Genomic DNA, 17438 nt, shown 5'->3' with positions numbered 1-17438 from the left:
CAACTATTTCAACGCTCATTAGAAGAGCGTCACTTTCACTATGCTTCACGGTTTATAAATGTTTGCATTTTACCCCATCTATTGTGTTGAGAGGGGTCGATTATGTCAAAAGTATACATTGGAAATTTTGGAATTATCTAAAAGCAAGCATTAACAAATTTGTATACATTCGTCCCTTGATTTTTACAAACTTTTTGTTGAGAATCTTTTGTTTAAAAAGAGCCGTTTTATACCTCCATTGTGAATTTGGGACTTTCCAAAACTCTTTTAAAAGCAATAAACGAAACATATATTGAGATTTAGTGAAAACTAAGTATTGAAAGTTGCAAATCAAGAGATGAGGTGAGAAAAATGAGTTTCATTGCTGCATTTGTATGGTCATTCGTGCTCTGGTTGGTACTCACGGCTGGGACTAAGGGAATGTTGTGGAGCCCAGAAGAAGTTGTTGCAGGTATAATGTTCTCTGCAATAGTGGCTTATTCAACAAAAAACATCATAGGCGAAAAAACTGCAAGGTTTTTGAATCCGATAAGGTTGCTTGAGTTTATTGTTTACTCAATTGGGCCCCTTTTCTGGGGAATGGTCAAAGCAAACTTTGATGTTGCTTATAGGGTGATAACAGGAAAGATAAGGCCAGGAATAGTCAGGGTCCCCGTTGAGCTTGAGAACGATGCACAGTACACCATTCTAAGCAACTCAATAACCCTAACCCCAGGAACGCTCACAATAGATGCCTGTCCGGAAGAAAAAGCCCTCTATGTTCACTGGATTTATGTGAAGGAGGAAGAGCCAAAAAGCTCGGAGCCTGTTTCTGGCTCATTTGAAAAATGGGCGAGGAGGTTGGGGAGATGATTGCACCTGAGTTCTTTTATTCAGCTTTGATAATAATGATTGGTGCATTTCTGTGCGTGCTGAGGGTTCTCTTTGGACCCACTGTTCCTGATAGAGTTGTTGGAGTTGACACACTGAATACGCTGATAGTTGCGGGGATGATTCTCCTTGGTGCAGCATATGACAGGGTGATTTACATTGACATTGCAATTGTCTATGCTTTGCTGAGCTACATTGGGACGCTTGTTATAGCAAAATATCTCCAGGGGGGATTGAAGTGACAACTATCGTTGAGTATATTATCTATGCTTTCCTCGGTATCAACATAACCTTTAACCTGCTCGGTAGCTTTGCCCTTCACAGATTCCCAGACGTTTATACACGCTTGCACGGGGCAACCAAGTGCACAACCTTTGGAACAATCTTTGCAGTTCTTGCTGTAATTGTCCATGCAGTGAATCAGCTCCACATAACCGGAGATCCGAAATATCTTCAGATGGCGCTTCACAGCTTGGTTGCATTGATAGCACTGCTGCTTACCAACCCGACGGGTGCTCACGCAATTGCAAAGGCTGCCCATTTGAGCGGTGTAAAGCCTGTGAGAGCTGTTGTTGATGCTTATGAAGTAAAACTCAAGAGGGAGAGAGGTGGAGAAGAATGAACGTTCTCACGGTTGACATGGTCATTCAGTTTGGAATTTTGATTGGAATACTTATCGCTGCATACCTCACAATCAGCTTTAGGGATTTGCTTTCAGCGGCTTTGGCTTCAGCAGCAATGAGCCTTCTGCTGAGCTTGGAGTTCTACATGCTCCATGCCCCAGATGTTGCGATAGCCGAGGCAGCGGTTGGTGCAGGGGTTGTTACTGCAATAGTTGTGTATGGAATAGCCAAAACAGAGAGATGGGAGCGTGAGGGGCCATGAACAGAACGTTTGGAGCTTTGGCTTTGCTGTTCATCCTTGGTGTGCTCTTAATAGTAGCTAACCCACAGTATGGACTTAAATTTGGTCTTGGCGGTAGCGACTGGCAGAAGTACCGCTACACTGATCAGTATTACATCGAGCACGGCGTTGAGGAAGTTGGTGGAACAAACATAGTTACTGACATAGTGTTTGACTACAGAGGTTATGATACCCTTGGAGAAGCCACTGTTCTCTTTACAGCTATAGCTGGCGCTGTCGCACTGCTCAGACCCTGGAGGAGGGATGAGGATGGAGAATGATATGGGATTGATTGTTAAAACGATGGCGAGAGCTACGATTCCGCTCATTGGGATATTTGGAGCCTATGTTGTATCTCACGGTCACCTCACCCCGGGTGGTGGCTTCCAGGGAGGAGCCACGATAGCTGGTGCTGGAATACTGTTCCTTATTGCATTCGGGTTGAATGAAGCCAAGAAGAGGTACGACAAGAACTTGTACTCAGCTCTTGAGGGGCTTGGCGGCTTGGCTTTCTTAGGGGCTGCAATGCTTGGGTTAAGTGTAGCTTTCTTCTACAACATACTCTGGCGCAATAGGATAGCCTTTGCCGGTCAGCCGGGAACACTGCTCTCTGCTGGTTTTCTCCCGATAATGAACTTAGCTGTAGGATTGAAGGTCTTTACAGGATTGGTAAGTGCAATGATGGCAATAGCCCTCTTTAGGAGGTGGAAGGGATGATTCCGTTTCAGTTCATAACCGCGTTCCTCTTGATCTTCATGGGGATCTATGCGTTTCTCTATAAAAGGAATCTCATCAAGCTGATCTTGGCACTAAATATCATTGACTCTGGAATTCACTTGCTTCTAATAAGCCTTGGCTACCGCTTGGAGAACGGAGTTCTTCCAACTGCGCCGATCTACACCGGTTATGAGACACTAAGAGGTACTCCAATGGTTGGCCCAATTCCTCAAGCTTTAGTGCTTACGAGCATCGTCATCGGAGTCTGTGTTTTAGCTTTGGCAATGGCACTGACAATTAACGCCTACAGACATTACGGAAGCTTGGACATCAACAAGTTAAGGAGGTTGAGGGGATGAATGTGCTGCCATTCCTAATTATCATCCCCCTCTTCGGAGCATTCTCAATGCCTTTAGTCAAGCTCATCAGCGAGAAGCTCAGAGATATCTGGGCAGTGATAATCAGTGCAGTAACCTTAGGCGTAGCTACTGACGTGTTTTACACAATCTGGAAGACAAATCAAATAGTCGTGTACACGCTTGGTGCCACAACCCCGTTAGGAAAGGGCGTTGGCTTTCCAATTAGAATTGTCTGGGAAGTTGACCTTCTTGGAGCGTTAATAGCAGTAACGATAGCCTTTGTCTCACTGCTGGCGATAATTTATTCACTCGAATACATGAAGCACGACACCGGGCTTGATAAGTATTACACTTTGATTCTAATCCTGGAACTCGGAATGCTCGGCATAGTTATAACGGGAGATATATTCAACTTCTATGTCTTCCTTGAGATAATGAGCATAGCGAGCTATGCCTTGGTTGCATTCAGAAATGACACATGGGAAGGCATTGAGGCTGGTATTAAGTACATGTTTGTCGGTTCGCTGGCAAGTTCATTCATTCTCCTTGGCATCGCCCTGCTTTATGGTCAGTATGGAACTTTAACAATGGCCTACCTGAGCCAGTACATCACAAGGGAACCAACATTTGTGAGCAAGGTTGCCCTGGCATTCATCCTCGGTGGATTGCTCTTCAAGAGCGGTGCGGTTCCGGTGCACATGTGGCTTGCAGATGCTCATCCAGCAGCACCAAGCTCAATCTCGGCAATGCTTTCTGGACTGGTTATTAAGGCGGGTGGTGTTTATGCGATAGCAAGGATACTCTTCAGCATTTACAGCATAAGCCTCAACATCAAAGCTATTGGCTGGATCGTGATATTCTTTGCCTGCTTAACGCTAATAGTTGGAAACGCCATGGCTGTAGTGCAGACTGACATGAAGAGATTGTTTGCATTCTCGAGTGTTGGTCAGATAGGGTACATTCTCCTTGGCATAGGAATAGGTATTGCGGCATATGGAACAAAAGTTGGCGATGTAGCACTGGCGGGGGCTATATATCATACGGTGAACCACGCAATTATGAAGGCACTTCTCTTCCTTGTTGCAGGGGCAGTTCTTCATCAAGTCGGCACAAAGAACCTTAATGAGCTCAGCGGGTTAGCAAGGAGAATGCCGCTGACAAGCTTTGCCTTTCTTGTTGGTGCTGCGGCTATAATAGGCCTGCCTCCGCTAAACGGATTCGCGAGCAAATGGCTCATCTATGAAAGCTCCGCTCTGTATAACCCGTTCTTAGCAGCAATAGCAATACTCGGAACAGCCTTCTGTACTGCCGCTTACATTAGGGTGCTCTTCACCTTCTTTGGAAAGGAGAGCGAGAAAGTGAAAGCAGCAAAAGATCCAGGAAAGGCTATGGTGATACCAATGATACTCCTCATCATCGCAGTAATCATCATGGGTCTCTTACCATGGCAGATAAACGACACCATAATGCTTCCAACGGCAAAGATGCTTGAGGAGTCAGGAAAATACGTACTGGCGGTACTGGGGGGATGAAAAATGTTCGGCTATTGGGATGCCCTTTACTTCATTTATGTCTTCATAATTGGGCTGATCATCAGCTACATCCTCATGAAATGGGGAGAGAGAGCAAGCATGGGTACAAGGAGAGTTGGAGCTGGAACTAAGGTCTACTTAAGCGGTGAGGATGAAGATGAAGTCATTCCGCAGTTTGAGCACCTTCGCGGATACTTCACAGGAAGACACGTCATGTGGGGACTCATCAGGGGTATCAACAGGATGTTTATCACATTCAGAAGAGAGCACACAGGTTTGCTCACGGATTACGTTGCATATCTGCTCGTGACAGTTGCAATAATACTCGGAGTGCTGATAATATGGGGGTGATGTAGGTGAAAGAAAAAAATAATGCCCGATCACGAGTCAGTGAGAGAGAAATGCTTGAGAAAAGGATTGCAAAGCTTTGTAAATACATCGGAAGATCACCTTGGGTGTTTCACGTTAACAGCGGCTCATGCAACGGCTGTGACATTGAAATTATAGCAGCGCTGACTCCAAGATACGACGCTGAGAGATTCGGGGTAAAGCTTGTTGGGACGCCAAGACATGCCGACATTCTGCTTGTCACAGGCCCAATAACAGACCAGAGCCTTGAGAGGGTTAAGCTGATTTACGAACAGACACCAGATCCAAAGGTGGTAATTGCTGTTGGAGCATGCCCCACTGGTGGAAGTGTATTCTACGAAAGTCCATTCACAAATGCCCCACTTGACAAGCACATTCCAGTTGATGTCTTTGTTCCCGGCTGCCCACCAAGGCCAGAAGCAATCCTCTATGGAGTTGTCTTGGGATTGGAGAAGCTGATCAAAAAGATTGAAGGTGAGAAAGAATGACACCTGAAGAATTTGCTGAGAGAATAAAGGCAAAATTTGAAGAGATAAGCATTAGAATAACTGAAAACAAACTCCCTCATCCGAGAAAGAGAGTTTGGATTGAAGTTGATAGGGAGAGATTTAAAGAGCTCGTCAGGTTCCTTAAAGAAGTTAATCCAACTGCACAGTTCTCCATTATAATAGCTGAGGATAGAGGGGACAGGCTTACTGCCAAATACCACTGGGAGATGTTCTGGGAGCAGGGAGAAAGTTTGTCTGTAATAGTTGGAACCTCGTGCCCTAAAAATGACCCTGTGTTGCCAACGATAACTGATATCTTCCCGAGCTCTCTGCCATATGAAAGAGAAGTGCAGGAGTTCCTTGGCATCAAATACGAAGGGATTCCAGATCCAAGGAGACTGTTCCTGCCAGATGACTTTCCAGAGGGAATTTATCCGCTTAGGCTTGACGAGACAGGGATTAAGCCTGATATGGTCAAAAATGCTGGACACCCGTACAGGAGGGGGTCAAAATGAATGAAAAAATCGAATACTGGGTTAAAATCCCCATAGGTCCTATTCATCCAGCATTGGAAGAGCCCGAGAAGTTCATAATCACTCTTGATGGCGAGCGCATCATCAACGTCGATGTCAAGCTTGGTTACAACTTGAGAGGTCTCGAATGGATTGCAATGAGGAGGAACTGGATTCAAGTGCTCTATTTAGCGGAGAGGATTTGTGGAATATGTTCATTTTCACACAACCACACTTATGCAAGAGCCGTTGAAGAAATGGCAGGTATTGAAGTGCCAGAAAGGGCGGAGTACATTAGGGTCATCATCGGAGAGCTTGAGAGAATACACTCCCACCTGCTCAATTTAGGTGTTGTCGCTCATACAATAGGCTATGACACAGTTCTCCACTTGAGCTGGCTGGCAAGAGAAAGGGTCATGGACATCCTTGAGGATATTGGGGGTAATAGGGTTAACTATGCTGGCAACATGATTGGAGGCGTTAGAAGGGATATAAAAGATAGACATAAGAGGGCGATACTTGAGATGATTCAGTATTACCGCCAAGAGGTCATGCCAAAGGTTGAGGAGATATTCCTCTATGATCCAACGGTTGAGGCACGTTTAAGAGATTCGGGGGTTATTCCAAAGAGGGTGGCGATTGAGTACAGTGCTCAAGGTCCAACAGCAAGAGGAAGCGGCATTAGGAAGGATGTTCGCTACAATGAAAAGCTTGGAGTCTACCCAGATTTGGGAGTTAAACCAGTGACGCCAAAGGAGTTCACAGGCGTGGTCAAGGGCGATGTTTTTGACAGAATGGTTGTTAGGGTTGGGGAAATCTGGAACAGCATGGAGATAATCGAGAGAGCGTTGGATCAAATGCCCGAAGGAAAGATTAAGGCATTTCCAAAGGACAATCTAATTCTTGTTAAGCTCAAGAAAGCGGAAGGGGAAGGAATCGGACGGTATGAGGCACCAAGAGGTGAGCTGATCCACTATGTAAGGGCTGAGAAAGGAAAAGATGGTCCAGCAAAGTGGAAGATGAGGGAACCAACGTTTCCAAACTTGTTTGCAGTTGCAAGGGCTTTGGTCGGTGAGCAGTTAGCTGATGTTCCGGTCGCTATAGCCTCAATTGATCCGTGTTTGAGCTGTACTGATAGAGTGGCTGTAATTGATGCAAATACAGGAAAAAGAAAAATCTTAACTGAAGTTGATCTGCTCAAAGAGTCAATAAAGAAAACCAAGGAGATCAATCCAAACATCAAGGCGAGACCCGAGAGGATTGGGATAGGGAGGTGCATGCTATGAACCTTCTATACGCTACCCTTGGTTTAATTGCCCTCTACATTTATGTTTCATTTGCTTCACTCCTATGGGAAGGGATTGACAGGAAGTTAGTCGCAAGAATGCAACGCAGAGTGGGCCCTCCTCTGCTCCAGCCGTTCTATGACTTCCTGAAGCTTATGAGCAAGGAGTCAATAATACCGAAGCATGCCAATAAGTTCTATGAGCTGGCACCAGTTTTGGCTTTAGCTGTATCAATAGCTTTGTTGGCTTACACTCCAATGGGCTTTGCACCTCTCTTTGCCACGAAAGGTGACGTGATTGTGTTCATTTATCTGCTGACTCTCATTGGCTTCATTAGAGTTTTAGGTGCAATAAGCTCTGGCTCACCTTACGCTCAGATAGGTGCCCAGAGGGAGATGATAATCTTGGTCTCAAGAGAGGTTCCAATGATGCTTGCACTCTTCACAATCCTTTGGAGACTGAACAACATTGGTGTTGAAAAGCCATTCAGCTTGGCAACATTCTATCAGCGCAACATATGGGAGCTTGGAACACCTCTGGCACTAATCGGCACGTTCATTCTTCTTGTGGTGTTTTTGGCATGGCTGGCAAGTGAAATCGAGGTCGGATTCTTTGACATCCCGGAGGCTGAGACTGAAGTCGCTGAAGGTCCTATGGCTGAATACAGCGGAAGACACCTTGCATTATTTGAACTCAGCAATGCCATAAAGATGTTTGTGAGTGCAAGCTTAGTGGTTGCAATATTCTTCCCATGGGGCATAAGTGCCTACGTTGGACTCAATGGAATACCGGCTCTCGTTGTTGATGTGCTCTTCCACACAATCAAGGTCTTTGCGGTGCTTTTTGTCAGCATGAGCATCTTTAGGGCGATAACGGGAAGACTCAGAATAACACAGGCGGTTCAGGTGTTCTGGCTGAGGCTTTTCCCTGCTGCAATAATCGGCTCCTTGATCCTCGCCATTGATCTGCTGGGGGTGATAGCATGAAGATACCTCCAACACTCTCTACTGTGCTTTCAAATCTTTTCAAGAAGCCAGCAACAAACATGTTTCCAAAAACTGAGCCAGTTCCAACTCCAGAAGGATTCAGAGGAAAACTTGTGTATGATGTTGACAAATGCATTGGCTGTAAGCTCTGTGTAACGGTTTGTCCGGCTGGTGTAATAGAGTTTGTGCCGGAAATTAAAAAAGTAACTTTCTGGCTTGGCAGATGTGTGTTCTGTGCCCAGTGTGTGGATGTATGTCCAGTAAATGCTTTAGAAATGAGCAAAGAATTCCTCCTTGCTACTTATGATAAATATGATGACAACTTAAGGTGGCTCAAGAATGAAGAAATCGAGGAAATGATAGAAGCACAGAAGAGCAAAAAAGTTAAGAAATACCGCATAATTCCAGATAAATGTAAGGGGTGTACTTTATGTGCACGAAACTGTCCTCAGAATGCTATAACGGGAGCTCCAGGAAAAGTGCATAAAATCGATCCGAACAAGTGTGTTGGCTGTGGAATATGTGCAAGCGTCTGTAGATTTGGTGCAATTGAAGAATATGAGGAATAGTGTCATCCTTTCTTTAATTTTTCTTATTTGATGCTATCAATAATTTACTTAGTGTCATGTGTTTTTGCTTTTTGTAAATCTTTACAAAGGTATAACTATTTTCCACATTTTCCGTGAACTTACATAAACCTCAGTGAAAATATGTGTTCACTAATAATCTAATGTGTTAGATAATTTGTAAAGTTTGGTTACTTTTTCATTTGTCAAAATATTGGTTTATAACCTTTCGTTTTAGAAACGTATTTAAGAATTTTTGGCAAATTCTAAATGATATTATCCTCAAAAACGCTTAATATAGGTTTAAAACTTAAAGTTGAGGTGAAAGAATGGCGTTTGTGACATCTTTCCTGTGGTCTTTGATTGTATACTTACTGCTTACAGCGGGTTCAGGAAATATAATCGCATGGAGCAGGGAAGAATTAATCGCTGGATTCATTATTGCAGCGGTGATAGGATATCTAACAAGGAACATAATGGACGAGAAGCTGGAATACTTCTTTAATCCAAGGAGATGGGTTCTTTTCATAGTATATGCAATAGGTCCATTTTTCTTTGCAATGGCAAAAGCTAACCTTGACGTTGCTTACAGAGTAATAACTGGAAAAATAAGACCTGGCATTGTTAAAATATCTCCAGGTCTTACGAGGGATGAAAGCAGAACTCTTTTGGCAAATTCAATAACTTTAACCCCAGGGACATTTACCCTTGAAATTGACGAGGAGGGTAACTTATACGTTCACTGGATTAACGTCCCGCCTGGAAAAGAAAAACCAACTCCTGAAGAGCTTTGTGGGTATCTTCCAAAATGGGCAAGGAGGATTGCGGAATGAATGTGGTTAGTGCATTTATGGTGGCTCTAATTCTGCTACTATTTTCAGCGATGTTAACTCTAATCAGGCTTATCTTGGGACCAACGATTCCAGATAGAGCAGTTGCTCTGGATTCAATGACAACAACAACAGCAGGTGCAATGGTTCTCTATGGGGTTGTTACAAAGCAACCAGTTTTCATTGATGTTGCGTTGGTATATGCTGTTTTGAGCTACATAGCCACGCTGTACATTGCAAGATACTTGGTGAAGAAGAAGGTGGGGATAGCATGATCGAGTATGTAATCACAGTTTTCTTGGCAATTGGAGTGATTTTCAACTTTCTTGCAAGCATCGGAATTCTCAGATTTCCAGACGTTTACACAAGGATTCATGCAGCAACAAAATGTACAACATTTGGAACGATCTTCATAGTCCTTGCCACGGTGGTGTATTCACTCTATAACTGGCTTCCGACACATGATCCGAGATGGGTTACAATAGGCATTCACTCAGCTCTCGTGGTGATATTCTTAGTGCTGACAAACCCAGTGGGTGCCCATGCAATTGGAAGAGCCGCGAGAAAGTCCGGAATTAGACCTTATGGTGCTGTAATAGATGAGCTGGAGGGAAAGCTATGAACTTTATGGAGTTCTTTTGGATTCTCCAGGTTTTAATAGGAATTGGCCTGCTGGTGAGTGCAATAGTTGCCATCAGATTCAAGAACTTAATTATGGCAGTTATAGCCATGGCAGTTTTTAGCCTCATCTTGTCCCTTGAGTTCTATGTTCTCCAAGCTCCAGACGTGGCAATAGCTGAAGCTGGCGTTGGAGCTGGTTTAACAACTGCGATGTACCTTCTTGCCATCAAGAACACGACTGATGAGGAGGTGATAGAATGAGGACTTCTCTTGGATTGCTTGCTTTCATAGGGTTCACGCTCTTCCTCCTTGCTGCGATGATTAGCATCAGGCCTTTTGGAGAGCCCCCTCACAGAGAAATGGATGACTGGTTCATAACCCATGCTCAGATTGAAGCATCAGCTAACAACGTTGTCACAAGCATAGTCTTTGACTACAGAGGTTTCGATACTCTTGGCGAAGCGACCGTCCTGTTTACGGCAGTTTCTGGAGTTTTAATGGTTCTGCGGAGGAAGGAGGGGACGAAAAAATGACGACAACCATCATAAAGACCACGACCAAAATACTGGCACCTCTAATACTTGTCTTTGGTAGCTACATTATACTCCATGGTCATTTAACACCGGGAGGAGGCTTTCAGGGGGGAGCAGTTTTTGCAAGTGGTTTAGCGTTGCTCATAGTGGCGAACAAATACGATGCTGTTAAAAGCCTCTTTGAGAAAGCTCCCCTCAGTGTATTTGAAAGCATTGGAGCACTGGGATTCCTTGGAATGGCATGTCTGGGGTTTGCTGGCTACACGTTCTTCAAAAACGTAATTGCAAACAGCGGATTCCCATTATTTGGAGGAAAAACTCCAGTTGGGATAAATCCGGGCTATTTAAACACAGGTGGCACTCTTCCGTACATGAACATCTTTGTCGGTATGAAGGTTCTTGCAGGCCTTACAAGCATAGTGCTGGTGTTCTTCCTAATCATGAGGAGGGAGAGGGATGAATGGTAGCATCTGGGTTAATTTTCCGTTCATAGTTGTCGCACTCCTCTTGGCAGTAGGGTTTTACACAATAGGGTTCAAGAGGAATCTAATCAAGGTTGTCATAGGTATTGAAATCTTGGAAGGAGCAGTCAACCTGTTCTTAGTTGCCTTGGGATATGTAAAAGGTGGCTATGCCCCAATCTATACTTTGGCACCACCAGAGGCAGCAAATCCGCAAAATATGGTTCTCCCGACTCCACAGGCATTAACACTTACGAGCATTGTCATAGGTGTTGCTGTCTCAGCCTTAATGCTTGCCTTTGCTGTGAACATCTACAAGCGCTATGGAACCCTTGACGTTACAAAGATCAGGAGGTTGAGGGGATGATTGAGCACTTACCGGCATTGATGATAGCGGTTCCTCTCTTTGGAGCGTTTATTGCACCTCTGTTCAAGAAAAAACAGAGCATTGCAGCGGTATGGGCTATAGTGATAACTGCCGTTACTGTAGTCCTTTCTCTTATGCTGATGTACCAGGTCAGATTGCATGGTATCATAGTGTATGTTTTCGGCGCGGATAAGCCAACCCTTGTACTGCCTTCAGGTTATAAAGTTCCAATAAGGATTATGTTCGAGATTGACGGCATTGGAGCTTTCATGGCCATCTCAGCGACTCTGATGAGCTTTGTCGGTGCTCTCTATTCATACAGTCATGTTAAAGCGGAGAGCGGTCTGGAAAAATACTATGCATTGCTGCTTCTGTTAGAAGTGGGCATTCTCGGCATGGTTCTCACAGGAGATCTCTTCAATCTCTTCGTGTTCTTAGAAATAGCTGGGATCGCTGGCTCAGCGTTGGTTGGATTCAGAAACTACCGCGGTGAAGCGAGTGAAGCTGGAATTAAATATCTGATAGTAAGTGCCGTTGCATCTTTGATGGTTCTCTTTGCCATTGGAATCCTCTATGGCGAATATGGAAACTTAAACTTAGCCTATATAAGCAGACAGGTCTCCCTCAGTACCCTTGACATGATAGCATTTGGCCTGCTATTTGCTTCGTTTGCCATGAAGTGCGGTTCAGTTCCAATGCATTACTGGGTTCCCGATGCATACACCGAAGTTCCGGCTGGTATAAACCCAGTCCTGCTGGTGTCTACTTATGCAAGCCTCTATGCTCTCTTTAGAGTCAGCTTCACACTCTTTGCAAACGTATCAATCAGCTTAGAGAGAGTTGGATGGATAATGTCAATCCTTGGCGTTCTAACGATGTTCATCGGTGTTACAATGGCTCTGGTTCAGAAAGATGTAAAAAGGCTCATGAGCTACCACGCTATCTCACAAACTGGCTACATGCTCCTTGGTGTTGGTGTCGGCTTAACGGTTCTTCATAATTCCGATGCATTGGCAGAGTTCGGGAGAACGGCAATGGCTGGAGGAATCTTCCACATAATAAACCACATAATCTACAAGAGCTTGCTCTTAATGACTGCTGGTGCACTGTTCTACGTAACCGGGACAAGAAACCTCAACGAAATGGGAGGATTAGCGAGGAAGATGCCCATTACAACTTTGTGCTTTATTGTTGGTGCTGCAGCCATATCTGGTTTGCCGCCTTTCAACGGGTTTGCAAGCAAATTCCTAATCTATGAGAGCTCTTACAGATTGAATCCGCTATTGGCGGTATTTGCAATGGTCACGAGTATATTGACCCTTGCTTCATTCGTTAAAGTGTTTGCGTCAGCGTTCTTGGGGCCACCATTGGAGAAGTTCGAGAACGTAAGAGAAGTCCCAAGACCGATGATAGTGGCTATGGTGATCTTGGCATTGCTCTGTATACTATTCGGTCTGTTCCCGGACGTTGTACTGAATAAAATCGTGTATCCAGCTGTGGATGCCCTCATCAACGTTGCGCAATATCAGTCATGGGGTGGTCTGGCATGATATCAAAACTTGTAACTGGCTCAGGATATTGGAGCCCATTGTTGTGGCTTGCTTTCCTTATACTCTTTGCTTTAATCGGCTACATAATTTACTCAAGGGGTAATCCAAGTTATAAGAAAGAAAGCGAGCAGGTAAAGCCATATTTAAGCGGTAACGCAGAACCGTCCAAAGAGAAGATTCAAGTAAGAGCAAGCGATATCTATTGGGGGTTTATAGAGGCACTTAAAGAGTACTATAGAGTTCTTCAGGCTATCCATACAGGAGATGTTAGGGATTACATCCTTTGGTACCTTGGGGTTGGGACTGTAATACTCTTCCTTCTGGTGGGAGGTGCGTGAACGTGGGCAAGCTGACAAACTTTAAACGCTCTCTTTGGGTTTTCCATGCATCCGGAGGTTCATGCAATGCATGTGATATTGAAATTGTTGCACTTCTGACGCCAAGATACGATGTTGAACGATTTGGGATAAAGCTTGCCGGCAGTCCAAGGCACGCAGATGTGCTTCTGGTCACCGGAGCAATCCCAAGAGACTTTGCGGATAAACTGAGAAGAATATACGAGCAGATGCCAGACCCAAAGGCTGTAATTGTGGTCGGAAACTGCGGAACAAGCGGTGGAGTCTTCTATGACTCCTACAACATAGCAGGTCCAATTGATGAGATAATACCTGTTGATGTCTATGTTCCCGGATGTCCGCCAAGGCCAGAAGCAATCATAGATGCCGTTGTTAAGGCGTGGCTCAAGTTGGAGAAGTTAGAAAAAGAACTGGAGGGGAAGGAAGAATGAACGTTGAAGAGGTCATTGAAAAACTGGAAAAATCACTTGGTGATGCACTGCTTAACTATGAAATCAGGGAATATGAGATGGGAATTAGAAGAAAGAGAAAGCTCTATGAAGTTTGGGCAGAAATTGACAGGTCGGCGTTTAGGAAAGCCGTTGAGACAATATTCTCACTCGATTACCCTCATCTGCATCTTATATCTGGGGAGGATAATGGTGGGGACAGCATAAAGATGATATACTCATTTGGTGTGTTCTACTCAAATCCATGGGGTGAAGTAAGTATAACACTGAAGTTCGACCTGCCGAAAGACAGTCTAATTCTCCCCACGATAACGGACCTAATGCCCGGTGCAGAAACAAATGAGAGGGAAATCAGAGAAATGCTTGGCATTGAGTTTGAAGGCTTAAAGAACAAGAGACATCTCTTCTTACCTGATGACTGGCCAGAGGGGAAGTATCCATGGAGAAGGGACGAATACGGTGTTGAAGATATGATTAAGCATACACACAAGAGCGTTAGGGAAATAAGAAAGAAAGGTGAGGGGAATGCCTAAGACTGCTTACTATATTCCTATAGGACCCATCCATCCTGCTCTTAAAGAGCCTATACGCGTTGAGGCAGAGGTTGAGGGCGAGAAAATCGTCAGGGTTGACGTTAAAAGAGGATTTGCTCATAGAGGAATAGAGTATATGGGAATGAAGAGGAACGCCATTCAGACTCTATATCTATCAGAAAGGATATGCGGCATCTGTTCCATCTCCCATCCATATGCTTTCGTTGTAACAGCCGAAAAGGCCCTTGGAATAGAGGCGCCTCCAAGAGCACAGTATATACGTCCGATAATAGCAGAACTTGAAAGAATACACTCGCACATTCTTTGGCTGGGAGTTATTGCCCACGAAATGGGATTTGACTCACTTTTATTCTGGACATGGAAAGGAAGGGAAAAGGTTCTTGACTTGCTGGAGCTTCTCACTGGAAACCGAATTAATTATTCGGTGTATATGATCGGAGGTGTAAGGAGAGATCTCAAGGAATCGCACATAAAGGCAATTAAAGATGCAATTACCTACTACTGGAAGTTTACAGAGCAGATGAAGGAGATAATCCTCTCGGATCCCGTCTATAAAGCAAGAACAAGAGGAGTTGCCCAGCTTTCAAAAGAGATGGCACTTAAGCTGAATGTTGTCGGTCCTGTTGCAAGGGCTGCTGGAATCAGAATGGACATCAGGCAGGATATGCCGTACGATGCTTATGCTGACATTGATGTTAGGGCTGTCGTTCCTCAAGATATAGTCGGAGAGGCTAAGGGAGATGCCTACGATATCACCATGGTCAGGATTTATGAAATAGAGCAGAGCTTGGATATCATCGAATACTGTGTTGACAACCTTCCAGAGGGCAAGATACTTGCAATCCCCAATTATCCAGCACTTTTGGCAAAAATTAGAAGAACTAAAGGCGAAGCAATTGGTGCCCATGAGGCGCCGAGAGGAGAAGTTGTTCACTATCTCAAGTTTGATGGTAGAGATGGACCAAGTGTCTGGAAGGTGATTGCCCCAAGTTACAACAACATTAACAGCTGGGCTCCACTCCTGCTTGGAGCGGAAGTTGCAGATATCCCAATAGTTGTAGCATACATCGATCCGTGCATGTGCTGTAACGACAGGGTTGCACTGCTAAAGACACCAGAAGGCAAGGTTCTCGGCTACGAATACATCCACAAGAAGGCAGTTGAAAAGACAAGGAAAATTGAGAAGGAGGTGAGAGGATGACCCCCGAGACTTTATTCTATGCGGTTGCCTTCCCAGTACTTGGTGTATTTCTTGGACTGACCTACAAAGGTATCGACAGAAGGATATCTGCAAGAATGACATCAAGAATTGGTCCGCCTATAAGGCAACCTTTCTGGGATGTCGGGAAATTGTTGCTCAAAGAAACAGTTGTACCGGAAAACGCCGTAAAGTGGCTCTTTAATGCAATGCCCATCCTAGCATTTGCATCTTCAATGACTCTGCTACTTTACATCCCCTTTGGTATTCTTAAGGCGCCCCTTGAGGGATATGGAGACCTGATAGTGATACTATATCTGCTGACACTCCAGTCTTTAGCTATGGCAGTTGGAGGATTTTCTTCAGGAAGTCCGTTTTCCTCCGTTGGAGCACAGAGAGAAATGGTGCTCATGATGAGCTATGAAATGCCTTTGGCCATTGTGATTATTGGGTTTGCACTTTTGTACAAGAGCTTCTCCCTCACAACGATCGCATCCACTCCAGTTTGGACAATGGTTTCTCCAGTGGCAGCATTGGGAGTTGTTTTGCTTTTCATAGCGCTGTTAGTTGTAACTCCTGCGGAACTTGCCAAGCTTCCTTTTGATATCGCAGAGGCTGAAACGGAGATAGCAGAGGGTATGCTCGCAGAATATAGTGGCAGGAACTTGGCTCTGTTTTATCTCTCTGACGCTGTGAGAGGGTTTGCAATGGCAGCAATTGAGGCAGTTCTATTCATACCGTTCACATTCAGCTATGTTTTTGGGATTAGCTTGAATGGTGCCATGCTTTACATTGTTGAAAGCTTGTGGTTCCTCTTTAAAGTACTGATAATTTACATAGCTGCAGTGACAATCGTAAGGACATCATTCGGAAGATTCAGAATCGAACAGGCATCGCGGATTTTCTGGGTTCATGTGAACTTAATTGCATTGCTCGGTTTGGCACTTGTTTGGCTGGGGGTGAGGTGAATGCCAACAAAGGCAATGTTCCTGTTCCTTAAGCAGCTTATGGAAAGACCCTTCACAAATCCGTTTCCGGTAAAGCATGCTCCTAAAAATGTAACAGCCCTTATTGATAAGGTTCAGAGAGGAGAGGCAAAGATAAATCCTCCTGTTCCAGTTCCTGAAGGCTTCAGGGGAAAGCTGAAGTACACCCCCGAAAGGTGCATAGGCTGTAGGTTGTGCATACTGGTGTGTCCAGCTAATGCTATGGAGTGGATCCCGGAGCTTAAGAAGATCAGGCATTATGTTTCGAGGTGCATGTTCTGTGCCCTATGTGTGGATGTGTGTCCGGGGAAGAAGTTTCCAGGGGAGGAAAAGGCAGTGAAAGCATTGAGGATGAGTGATGAATTTCTGCTGGCTGACTACAACAAATACAGCGATAATCTAATCGAAGAGCCTCCTGAAGCTAAGGAAATGGGAGTTTAGCTTTCCGCTTTAAGTTTCTTTTTATAATAATTGAATCTTTCCGTGAGAATCCTCAGGTGACATCTTTCTGAAGAAGCAAGGTATTTGAAAAGTTCTTTCTCGTATTCAGTTGGAGCTTTTTGGGAGAGAACCTGACAGATGTTTTCAGCGAGTTCTTCACAGTATATTGCACTTTTTAAAATGCCAAGGATGCTGTGGGGATTGTCAAACTCTTTAATATATGCTGGAATTTTTATTGGGGAATCTGGGAGTTTTTCTATATCTATGGAGCCAAATTTTCTGGAATATATTTCTTTAAGTTTCTTTTCAACTCGTTTTGACTCCTCTGAGAGAAGTATGAACATGTCAAATGCCCATTCTTCCAGTCCTACTTCTTTTGATTTGCAAGCAAGTTCTTTGTAGAATTTTGAAAGATCGTTCTCACTTTTAATCCAGTAGCTCAAAACCAACTTATAGTCGAGTTCCCTAAGATTGGATATGACATCATCTCCATCCACTTTCACC

Annotated in this window: 29 protein-coding genes; 28 read left to right on the top strand and 1 reads right to left on the bottom strand. The window is 44.4% G+C overall.

What is annotated here, in order from left to right; all coding sequences use genetic code 11:
• Positions 1 to 351: 351 nt before the first annotated feature.
• The 28 genes from TERMP_RS07420 to TERMP_RS07285 all read left to right on the top strand — a co-directional run bounded on the left by TERMP_RS07420 (position 352) and on the right by TERMP_RS07285 (position 16934).
• A complete protein-coding gene (locus TERMP_RS07420) occupies positions 352 to 852 on the top strand; it encodes a monovalent cation/H+ antiporter subunit E (protein ID WP_013467771.1) in 501 nt (166 codons plus the stop codon).
• Positions 849 to 1112, top strand: coding sequence for a cation:proton antiporter (locus tag TERMP_RS07415; RefSeq protein ID WP_013467770.1), 264 nt, complete (start codon positions 849 to 851; stop codon positions 1110 to 1112). The genes TERMP_RS07420 and TERMP_RS07415 overlap by 4 nt, the downstream gene beginning before the upstream one ends.
• Positions 1113 to 1117: 5 nt before the next feature.
• Positions 1118 to 1492, top strand: coding sequence for a monovalent cation/H(+) antiporter subunit G (mnhG, locus tag TERMP_RS07410; RefSeq protein WP_148221122.1), 375 nt, complete (start codon positions 1118 to 1120; stop codon positions 1490 to 1492).
• Positions 1489 to 1755 carry a DUF4040 domain-containing protein gene (locus TERMP_RS07405; protein WP_013467768.1) on the top strand — a complete coding sequence of 89 codons (267 nt, stop codon included), beginning with the start codon at positions 1489 to 1491 and terminating at the stop codon, positions 1753 to 1755. Before mnhG (TERMP_RS07410) ends, TERMP_RS07405 begins: the two co-directional genes overlap by 4 nt.
• The gene (gene mbhE / locus TERMP_RS07400; RefSeq protein WP_013467767.1) at positions 1752 to 2054 is read left to right on the top strand and encodes a hydrogen gas-evolving membrane-bound hydrogenase subunit E; all 303 of its coding nucleotides are present in this window, start codon (positions 1752 to 1754) and stop codon (positions 2052 to 2054) included. Before TERMP_RS07405 ends, mbhE (TERMP_RS07400) begins: the two co-directional genes overlap by 4 nt.
• A complete protein-coding gene (locus tag TERMP_RS07395; protein WP_013467766.1) occupies positions 2044 to 2490 on the top strand; it encodes a Na(+)/H(+) antiporter subunit B in 447 nt (148 codons plus the stop codon). Before mbhE (TERMP_RS07400) ends, TERMP_RS07395 begins: the two co-directional genes overlap by 11 nt.
• Positions 2487 to 2849, top strand: coding sequence for an NADH-quinone oxidoreductase subunit K (locus TERMP_RS07390; protein WP_013467765.1), 363 nt, complete (start codon positions 2487 to 2489; stop codon positions 2847 to 2849). The genes TERMP_RS07395 and TERMP_RS07390 overlap by 4 nt, the downstream gene beginning before the upstream one ends.
• On the top strand, positions 2846 to 4381 hold the full coding sequence (locus TERMP_RS07385) for a proton-conducting transporter transmembrane domain-containing protein (protein WP_048159795.1): 1536 nt from the start codon (positions 2846 to 2848) through the stop codon (positions 4379 to 4381). The genes TERMP_RS07390 and TERMP_RS07385 overlap by 4 nt, the downstream gene beginning before the upstream one ends.
• Before the next feature lie 3 nt (positions 4382 to 4384).
• Positions 4385 to 4732, top strand: a complete 348-nt coding sequence (locus tag TERMP_RS07380; protein ID WP_013467763.1) for a hypothetical protein — start codon at positions 4385 to 4387, stop codon at positions 4730 to 4732.
• A gap of 50 nt (positions 4733 to 4782) precedes the next feature.
• The gene (locus TERMP_RS07375; protein WP_013467762.1) at positions 4783 to 5238 is read left to right on the top strand and encodes an NADH-quinone oxidoreductase subunit B family protein; all 456 of its coding nucleotides are present in this window, start codon (positions 4783 to 4785) and stop codon (positions 5236 to 5238) included.
• Positions 5235 to 5753 carry an NADH-quinone oxidoreductase subunit C gene (locus TERMP_RS07370; RefSeq protein ID WP_013467761.1) on the top strand — a complete coding sequence of 173 codons (519 nt, stop codon included), beginning with the start codon at positions 5235 to 5237 and terminating at the stop codon, positions 5751 to 5753. Before TERMP_RS07375 ends, TERMP_RS07370 begins: the two co-directional genes overlap by 4 nt.
• Positions 5750 to 7036, top strand: a complete 1287-nt coding sequence (locus tag TERMP_RS07365) for a hydrogenase large subunit (protein ID WP_013467760.1) — start codon at positions 5750 to 5752, stop codon at positions 7034 to 7036. Before TERMP_RS07370 ends, TERMP_RS07365 begins: the two co-directional genes overlap by 4 nt.
• On the top strand, positions 7033 to 8022 hold the full coding sequence (locus TERMP_RS07360; protein ID WP_013467759.1) for a respiratory chain complex I subunit 1 family protein: 990 nt from the start codon (positions 7033 to 7035) through the stop codon (positions 8020 to 8022). The genes TERMP_RS07365 and TERMP_RS07360 overlap by 4 nt, the downstream gene beginning before the upstream one ends.
• Positions 8019 to 8591 carry a 4Fe-4S binding protein gene (locus TERMP_RS07355; RefSeq protein WP_013467758.1) on the top strand — a complete coding sequence of 191 codons (573 nt, stop codon included), beginning with the start codon at positions 8019 to 8021 and terminating at the stop codon, positions 8589 to 8591. Before TERMP_RS07360 ends, TERMP_RS07355 begins: the two co-directional genes overlap by 4 nt.
• Before the next feature lie 326 nt (positions 8592 to 8917).
• A complete protein-coding gene (locus TERMP_RS07350) occupies positions 8918 to 9421 on the top strand; it encodes a Na+/H+ antiporter subunit E (RefSeq protein WP_013467757.1) in 504 nt (167 codons plus the stop codon).
• The gene (locus tag TERMP_RS07345; protein WP_013467756.1) at positions 9418 to 9693 is read left to right on the top strand and encodes a cation:proton antiporter; all 276 of its coding nucleotides are present in this window, start codon (positions 9418 to 9420) and stop codon (positions 9691 to 9693) included. The genes TERMP_RS07350 and TERMP_RS07345 overlap by 4 nt, the downstream gene beginning before the upstream one ends.
• Positions 9690 to 10040 (top strand): monovalent cation/H(+) antiporter subunit G, encoded by a 351-nt coding sequence (gene mnhG / locus TERMP_RS07340; RefSeq protein WP_013467755.1) that lies wholly within the window; start codon positions 9690 to 9692, stop codon positions 10038 to 10040. The genes TERMP_RS07345 and mnhG (TERMP_RS07340) overlap by 4 nt, the downstream gene beginning before the upstream one ends.
• Positions 10037 to 10300, top strand: a complete 264-nt coding sequence (locus tag TERMP_RS07335; protein WP_013467754.1) for a hydrogenase subunit MbhD domain-containing protein — start codon at positions 10037 to 10039, stop codon at positions 10298 to 10300. The genes mnhG (TERMP_RS07340) and TERMP_RS07335 overlap by 4 nt, the downstream gene beginning before the upstream one ends.
• Positions 10297 to 10572: a hydrogen gas-evolving membrane-bound hydrogenase subunit E gene (gene mbhE / locus TERMP_RS07330; RefSeq protein ID WP_013467753.1), complete on the top strand. Its 276-nt coding sequence runs from the start codon at positions 10297 to 10299 to the stop codon at positions 10570 to 10572. Before TERMP_RS07335 ends, mbhE (TERMP_RS07330) begins: the two co-directional genes overlap by 4 nt.
• On the top strand, positions 10569 to 11039 hold the full coding sequence (locus TERMP_RS07325; protein ID WP_013467752.1) for an MnhB domain-containing protein: 471 nt from the start codon (positions 10569 to 10571) through the stop codon (positions 11037 to 11039). Before mbhE (TERMP_RS07330) ends, TERMP_RS07325 begins: the two co-directional genes overlap by 4 nt.
• A complete protein-coding gene (locus TERMP_RS07320; RefSeq protein ID WP_013467751.1) occupies positions 11029 to 11400 on the top strand; it encodes a sodium:proton antiporter in 372 nt (123 codons plus the stop codon). Before TERMP_RS07325 ends, TERMP_RS07320 begins: the two co-directional genes overlap by 11 nt.
• Entirely contained in the window at positions 11397 to 12950 is a 1554-nt protein-coding gene (locus TERMP_RS07315) for a proton-conducting transporter transmembrane domain-containing protein (RefSeq protein WP_013467750.1), read from the top strand. Before TERMP_RS07320 ends, TERMP_RS07315 begins: the two co-directional genes overlap by 4 nt.
• The gene (locus TERMP_RS07310) at positions 12947 to 13288 is read left to right on the top strand and encodes a hypothetical protein (protein ID WP_013467749.1); all 342 of its coding nucleotides are present in this window, start codon (positions 12947 to 12949) and stop codon (positions 13286 to 13288) included. The genes TERMP_RS07315 and TERMP_RS07310 overlap by 4 nt, the downstream gene beginning before the upstream one ends.
• 2 nt (positions 13289 to 13290) lie before the next feature.
• Positions 13291 to 13737, top strand: coding sequence for an NADH-quinone oxidoreductase subunit B family protein (locus TERMP_RS07305; protein WP_013467748.1), 447 nt, complete (start codon positions 13291 to 13293; stop codon positions 13735 to 13737).
• On the top strand, positions 13734 to 14288 hold the full coding sequence (locus tag TERMP_RS07300) for an NADH-quinone oxidoreductase subunit C (RefSeq protein ID WP_013467747.1): 555 nt from the start codon (positions 13734 to 13736) through the stop codon (positions 14286 to 14288). The genes TERMP_RS07305 and TERMP_RS07300 overlap by 4 nt, the downstream gene beginning before the upstream one ends.
• Positions 14281 to 15510: a hydrogenase large subunit gene (locus TERMP_RS07295; RefSeq protein ID WP_013467746.1), complete on the top strand. Its 1230-nt coding sequence runs from the start codon at positions 14281 to 14283 to the stop codon at positions 15508 to 15510. Before TERMP_RS07300 ends, TERMP_RS07295 begins: the two co-directional genes overlap by 8 nt.
• On the top strand, positions 15507 to 16475 hold the full coding sequence (locus tag TERMP_RS07290; protein WP_013467745.1) for a respiratory chain complex I subunit 1 family protein: 969 nt from the start codon (positions 15507 to 15509) through the stop codon (positions 16473 to 16475). Before TERMP_RS07295 ends, TERMP_RS07290 begins: the two co-directional genes overlap by 4 nt.
• Positions 16476 to 16934 (top strand): 4Fe-4S binding protein, encoded by a 459-nt coding sequence (locus TERMP_RS07285; RefSeq protein ID WP_013467744.1) that lies wholly within the window; start codon positions 16476 to 16478, stop codon positions 16932 to 16934. It abuts the gene before it with no gap.
• Here the strand turns inward: TERMP_RS07285 and TERMP_RS07280 are convergent.
• Positions 16931 to 17437 carry a ferritin-like domain-containing protein gene (locus TERMP_RS07280; protein WP_148221079.1) on the bottom strand — a complete coding sequence of 169 codons (507 nt, stop codon included), beginning with the start codon at positions 17435 to 17437 and terminating at the stop codon, positions 16931 to 16933. The genes TERMP_RS07285 and TERMP_RS07280 overlap by 4 nt on opposite strands.
• Position 17438 lies beyond the last annotated feature (1 nt).

Source organism: Thermococcus barophilus MP (assembly GCF_000151105.2).
In the GTDB taxonomy this organism is placed as follows: domain Archaea; phylum Methanobacteriota_B; class Thermococci; order Thermococcales; family Thermococcaceae; genus Thermococcus_B; species Thermococcus_B barophilus.
This window is presented reverse-complemented; position numbering and strand designations above follow the sequence as displayed.